5 protein-coding genes are annotated in these 6048 nt (G+C 43.8%); 4 read left to right on the top strand and 1 reads right to left on the bottom strand.

The features are described 5' to 3' along the window. The first annotated feature begins 212 nt into the window (after window positions 1–212). A complete protein-coding gene (locus tag AB6E54_RS09010; protein WP_102333783.1) occupies window positions 213–1259 on the top strand; it encodes a lactonase family protein in 1047 nt (348 codons plus the stop codon). Between the two features lie 68 nt (window positions 1260–1327). On the opposite strand, the gene AB6E54_RS09005 is transcribed toward AB6E54_RS09010, so the two are convergent. Beyond that, the gene (locus tag AB6E54_RS09005; RefSeq protein WP_102333782.1) at window positions 1328–2503 is read right to left on the bottom strand and encodes a 2-octaprenyl-3-methyl-6-methoxy-1,4-benzoquinol hydroxylase; all 1176 of its coding nucleotides are present in this window, start codon (window positions 2501–2503) and stop codon (window positions 1328–1330) included. A 308-nt stretch (window positions 2504–2811) separates the two neighbouring features. On the opposite strand from AB6E54_RS09005, the gene miaB reads away from it, so the two are divergent. From miaB to ybeY, 3 genes are all read left to right on the top strand, one after another. Continuing rightward, window positions 2812–4236, top strand: coding sequence for a tRNA (N6-isopentenyl adenosine(37)-C2)-methylthiotransferase MiaB (miaB, locus tag AB6E54_RS09000; protein WP_065584439.1), 1425 nt, complete (start codon window positions 2812–2814; stop codon window positions 4234–4236). A 163-nt stretch (window positions 4237–4399) separates the two neighbouring features. Beyond that, window positions 4400–5521, top strand: a complete 1122-nt coding sequence (locus tag AB6E54_RS08995) for a PhoH family protein (protein WP_017062327.1) — start codon at window positions 4400–4402, stop codon at window positions 5519–5521. Continuing rightward, window positions 5522–5983, top strand: coding sequence for an rRNA maturation RNase YbeY (ybeY, locus tag AB6E54_RS08990; RefSeq protein ID WP_012603383.1), 462 nt, complete (start codon window positions 5522–5524; stop codon window positions 5981–5983). It begins immediately after the preceding gene. Window positions 5984–6048 lie beyond the last annotated feature (65 nt).

Here is a 6048-nt window from a genome sequence, read left to right as displayed (position 1 = left end):
ATTTAGGTTCTGGCGCCGAGAGGTGTGAGAGTTCAAGTCTCTCCGACCGCACCATCATTAAATAGAACCCAGCTTTTTAGCTGGGTTTTGTTTTATCTGGAATATGCAAATCTGCTAGCCAAGTCACCAAGTATTCTCTTCTATAACCTCACTTTTAATACGATTTTATAAGACAATGTCAGCTCCATTTTCTAATTGAGTATGACTAGCCTATGAAACCCCTCCCCTTAACGATCGGTTGCTACACAGATACACCAAGTAAAAGCCAAGGTGTTTATCAAACTCAGTTAGATCTAGGAACAGGAAAACTATTACCTCTAGAGCTGATCATCAAATGTACTAACCCCTCTTTTATTACTGTAACAAAGACTGGGATCTATACTGCATCGGAAGTGGACCAGCAAAAACAGCCCCAGCTCATTCATATACCTAATGTTGATTCACAGCTAACACACAATACAAGCCTCATCTCGGGAGATCACCCTTGTCACGTCGCGATAGATCCACACAATAAGTTTGCTATCACGTCGCAATACTCATCAGGCACATTCGATATTTTTAGCTTAAGTATCAACGGCAGCATCGATAAACGACTCAAAACAATCCAGATGGTTGGTTCCGGGCCAAACAAAGAGAGACAAACTAGCCCACACGCCCATCAATGCCTGTTCTTACAAAACTCACCACAGTTTGTGACTGTCGATCTCGGCACCGATCGCATCAACTTCTATTGCTTTGATGAAGAGCAAGAAGAGTTCCTTGATGAGCCAATGCAGTCTATTAAGGTGCCCGCCGGCAATGGACCTCGCCATTTAATCTTTAACAAAGCTGAAGACAGAGCCTATGTGGTCTGTGAACTCTCTGAAACGTTGCTGACTTTGGAAAAGGTTTTAGGCATTTGGAATGTAGCGGAAGAGATTGATGCATTGCCTAATATGGAGAAGGGAGAAGCCGCAGCTGCGATTAAGCTATCGCCTGATGAGCAATTCCTTTATGTGTCATGTCGACACCAATCAAGAATCAGTAGCTTCAAAATCGACTCTGAGACTCAAAGGCTGACTTTCATTGATAGCTACGACACTGAAGGCAAATTCCCAAGAGACTTCCATATAACGAACGATGGGAAATGGCTTATCGCCGCCAACCAGCACTCCAACAACATCACCTCATTCAAGCGAGATAATGAAGATGGGTCTTTGGTTTATACAGGGTACTCTTTAGAGATCGATGCACCGGTTTGTGTGACGCAACAGCGATAGTAGTCATCTGATACAAAAAAGGAGAGCATTCGCTCTCCTTCTTTTCATAAGCAGTCTTAAACGCTCAATTAGAGACCCAAAGCGTATTTCAATACTTGAGCTTTAATCGGGCCTGAATTTTCAGCTAGTTTTAGAGCAGCATTACGTACAAATTTCAGTGGGCCAATGTCGTTGCTGAATGTCTTGTAGAAGAAATCCATGCCACTTTGCATCATTAGATTGTCGCCTCTTCTTATCACTTCATAGCGTCTTGCTACAGACTGGTTCAATTCACCCTTTTCTTTGGTGACATCCAGCAGTACTGATACATCTTTGAAGCCTAAGTTAACACCCTGCCCAGCCAAAGGGTTGATGGTATGCGCAGAGTCTCCGACCAAAATACAGTTATTCTTCGAGTATGATTGAGCATGACGTCGTGTCAGAGGAAAAGAACCCGAATTCAAGACTTTGATATCACCTAACTCTTTAGGAAAGTGAGTAAGTACTTCGTTACGTAGTTTTTCAGGGGCCATTGCTGACAGTTGCTTAATACGCAGTGGAGAATCATACCAAACTAACGAGCCCAGCCCGACTTCTTGACCGTCAGAGGTTAGAGAACACAAAGGCAAAAATGAACGAGGGCCACTTGGTAGAAATTGCTGCCAAGTAATATCTTGCTGAGGTTGTTCTGTTTCTACATTGATAAGCATACAGTGTTGTCGATAATCCCAAGCCGTGATGCCAATTCCAGCTTGTTGGCGAACGGCTGAATTCGCACCATCAGCACCAACCACCCACTTCGCAGACAACTCAGCCCCTGATTGAAGCTTTACGATATTGATTTCACCAAACTCAATCACATCGAGCTTTTCTGGGCATAACAGTTCGAGATTGTCGTAGGCATCAAATTGAGACCATAAACCTAATTGAATGAGTCTGTTCTCAACGATATAGCCCAAACGAGGAAGGTCTAGTGAGGCAGCATCAAATCGAGTACGACACTCTGGGTGCTCCCACGTCTCTAAACGTTTATAAGAACACACTCGCATTGCTGCAATACTTTGCCATGCACCAAGATTTTCAAGCAAATCGACCGATGCTTGAGAAATCGCTGACACACGAATGTCCATCGCTTGCGATTCATCAAAAGCTTGTGGGGCAAAACCTTCGATCACCGCAACACTCAGACCTTGCTTTGCAAAACCGATTGCTGTTGCTGCGCCAACCATGCCGCCACCGACTACTACAATATCGTAACTGTTCATATTTCGTACTTATCAGTTTGATTCTTTGACTGTTTTTGATTGTACTTTTTCATAACTAACTTGTAACCAAAAACCTTATTCGAAAAAAGGGTTATCCCTTATGGCATATGGCGTTAACGATAATAAAAACCACCACATAAGAGATTTGTTCAGACTACTAGTCAGTCGGTTTTGAAACCAGTACAATACGCCGCTTGCCGCTAGAGCCTGTCATAAAATTGAATACCGAATTATGACAAACGGGGCTAGCGGATGAATAATGGGCGATTTGCTCCCTTAAATTAAACTAACGATCGAGCGAACATATAATGAGTAAGAAACTGCTAATTAAAACTTGGGGCTGTCAGATGAATGAATATGATTCATCAAAAATGGCCGACCTGCTTAACGCTGCAAATGGCTATGAGCTAACTGAAGTACCTGAGGAAGCAGACGTACTACTATTGAATACTTGTTCTATCCGCGAAAAAGCGCAAGAAAAAGTATTCCACCAGCTTGGTCGTTGGAAAACGCTTAAAGATAAAAAAGAAGGTGTGGTGATCGGTGTGGGTGGCTGTGTAGCGACTCAAGAAGGTGATCACATTCGTCAACGTGCACCTTACGTAGACGTTATCTTTGGCCCACAAACATTACACCGTTTGCCAGAGATGATTAAATCATCACTGTCTAACGAAAAGCCAGTAATGGATATCTCTTTCCCAGAGATCGAAAAGTTCGATAACCTGCCAGAGCCAAAAGCTGAAGGCGCGACGGCGTTCGTTTCTATCATGGAAGGTTGTTCTAAATACTGTACTTACTGCGTTGTACCATACACACGTGGCGAAGAAGTTAGCCGTCCAATGGATGATGTACTTTTCGAAGTTGCTCAACTTGCAGAGCAAGGCGTACGTGAAGTTAACCTGCTAGGTCAAAACGTAAACGCATACCGCGGTCCAACACACGAAGGCGATATCTGTTCATTCGCAGAACTGCTTCGTCTTGTTGCTTCTATCGACGGTATCGACCGTATTCGTTTCACAACAAGCCACCCGCTTGAGTTTGGTGACGACATCATTGAAGTTTACAAAGACACACCAGAGCTAGTGAGCTTCCTTCACCTACCAGTACAAAGTGGTAGTGACCGTATTCTTACGATGATGAAGCGCCCACATACGGCTATCGAGTACAAATCTATTATCCGTAAACTGCGTAAAGCTCGCCCTGACATTCAAATCAGCTCTGACTTTATTGTTGGTTTCCCTGGTGAGTCTAAGCAAGACTTCCAAGATACAATGAAGCTAATTAAAGACGTTGATTTCGATATGAGCTTCAGCTTTGTTTTCTCTCCACGTCCAGGTACGCCAGCGGCAGATTACCCATGTGATGTACCAGCACAAGAGAAGAAAGATCGTCTGTACGAACTGCAGCAAACGGTAAACACACAAGCTATGCGTTTCTCTCGTCTAATGTTAGGCACAGAGCAACGTATCCTTGTTGAAGGCCCATCAAGAAAGAACCTAATGGAACTTCGCGGCCGTACAGAAAACAGCCGTGTTGTGAACTTCGAAGGTTCTGCAGACCTAATCGGTCAATTCGTAGATGTGAAGATCACTGAGGTTTACACCAACTCACTACGTGGTGAGCTAGTTCGCACAGAAAAAGACATGGGTCTACGCGTTGTTATGACTCCAGCAGAAATGATGGAAAAAACAAAACGTGAAGACGAGCTAGGTGTAGCGACATTTACGCCATAGGCAATACAACTGTTTGAGCACAAAGCGCAAACACAAAGCTTGAAATTACCTAACTAAGTGACCATCTTAGAAATAGGGATATCACCATCAGAAGCCCGGTCTAAATCGGGCTTTTTGCTCTTTGTTTTATTTAAGAGTGAGTGGCACAAAATGAGAGGCTAATTTGAGCAATAAAATCGTTACCTTAGAGATAAATCTAGAACCAGCAGACAACAAGCGCTTGGCAAGTTTATGCGGACCATTTGACGACAACATCAAGCATCTTGAGCGTCGTCTGGGCGTTGAGATTAATTACCGTAGCAACTTTTTCACCATTGTCGGTAAGCCTCACACTACAGCCGCAGCTTTAGACATCATCAAACACCTCTATGTTGAAACGGCTCCAGTTAAAGGCAACATAATCGATATCGAACCAGAGCAAATACATCTGGCGATCACCGAGTCAGGCATTTTGGAGCAACACGTCGAGTCTGAAATTGACTACGGCAAAGAAGTGACCATTAAGACTAAAAAAGGCGTCATCAAACCTCGAACGCCAAACCAAGCACAGTACCTAATGAACATGGTGACTCATGACATCACCTTTGGTATTGGGCCAGCAGGTACAGGTAAAACCTACTTAGCCGTTGCTGCAGCAGTTGATGCACTTGAACGCCAAGAGATTCGTCGCATTCTATTGACGCGCCCTGCTGTTGAAGCCGGTGAGAAGCTTGGTTTCCTACCGGGTGATTTAAGCCAAAAAGTAGACCCATATTTACGTCCACTTTACGATGCGCTGTTTGAGATGCTTGGCTTTGAGCGAGTTGAGAAGCTGATTGAACGTAACGTAATTGAAGTTGCGCCACTGGCTTACATGCGTGGTCGTACATTGAATGATGCGTTTATCATTCTTGATGAGAGCCAAAACACCACGGTAGAACAGATGAAGATGTTCTTAACCCGTATCGGTTTTAACTCACGCGCTGTGATCACAGGTGATATTACGCAAATCGATTTACCTCGTGGTGCAAAATCAGGCTTACGCCATGCGACTGAAGTGCTCAATGAAGTCGACGACATTAGCTTTAACTTCTTCATGTCTGAAGACGTCGTTCGTCACCCTGTAGTTGCTCGTATCGTCAACGCATACGAGAAGTGGGAAGCAAAAGACCAGAAAGAGCGCAAAGAGTTTGAAAAGCGTAAACGTGAAGAGCGTGAAGCCAAACTTCTTGAGGCTCAGCAGGTAGTTACGACACAATTAGCAACACAAAATAGCTCTGTAATTGCAGAACAAGGTGATAAATAGATGTCTATTGAACTAGACCTGCAATTAGCGGTCGAAAATGAGCAAGGTCTTCCAACTGAGCAAGATATTCAGCTTTGGTTGGACAAGACCATTCCTCAGTTTCAAGAGAACGCTGAGTTGACGGTTCGTATCGTTGATACACAAGAAAGCCACCAGCTCAATCATGAATATCGTGGCAAAGATAAGCCAACTAACGTGTTGTCTTTTCCATTCGAGGCTCCTCCAGGGATCGAGTTAGATCTACTGGGCGACCTCATTATCTGCCGCCAAGTTGTCGAAAAAGAAGCAGAAGAGCAAAGTAAGCCTCTGCTAGCACACTGGGCTCATATGGTTGTACATGGCAGTCTGCATCTGCTAGGTTATGATCATATCGAAGATGATGAAGCTGAAGAGATGGAGTCACTCGAGACAGAAATCATGCAATCTATGGGGTTTGAAGACCCTTACATTCTAGAAAAGTAAATTGATTCTAGTAAAGTAGGTTGCAGAGAAACAATAACTCATCGAACCTGTGATTTTCACAGGAA

The sequence above is a fragment of the Vibrio sp. 10N.247.311.49 genome (assembly GCF_041467655.1).
GTDB lineage: Bacteria > Pseudomonadota > Gammaproteobacteria > Enterobacterales > Vibrionaceae > Vibrio > Vibrio crassostreae_C.
Note: the sequence above shows the minus strand (reverse complement) of the source record. Positions and strands in the feature narration are given on the sequence as shown.

Excerpts from the sequence above, each read along its gene's own strand:
- AB6E54_RS09010 (WP_102333783.1), top strand. The coding sequence starts at position 213 with ATGAAACCCCTCCCCTTAACGATCGGTTGCTACACAGATACACCAAGT.
- AB6E54_RS09005 (WP_102333782.1), bottom strand. The coding sequence starts at position 2,503 with ATGAACAGTTACGATATTGTAGTAGTCGGTGGCGGCATGGTTGGCGCA.
- miaB (WP_065584439.1), top strand. The coding sequence starts at position 2,812 with ATGAGTAAGAAACTGCTAATTAAAACTTGGGGCTGTCAGATGAATGAA.
- ybeY (WP_012603383.1), top strand. The coding sequence starts at position 5,522 with ATGTCTATTGAACTAGACCTGCAATTAGCGGTCGAAAATGAGCAAGGT.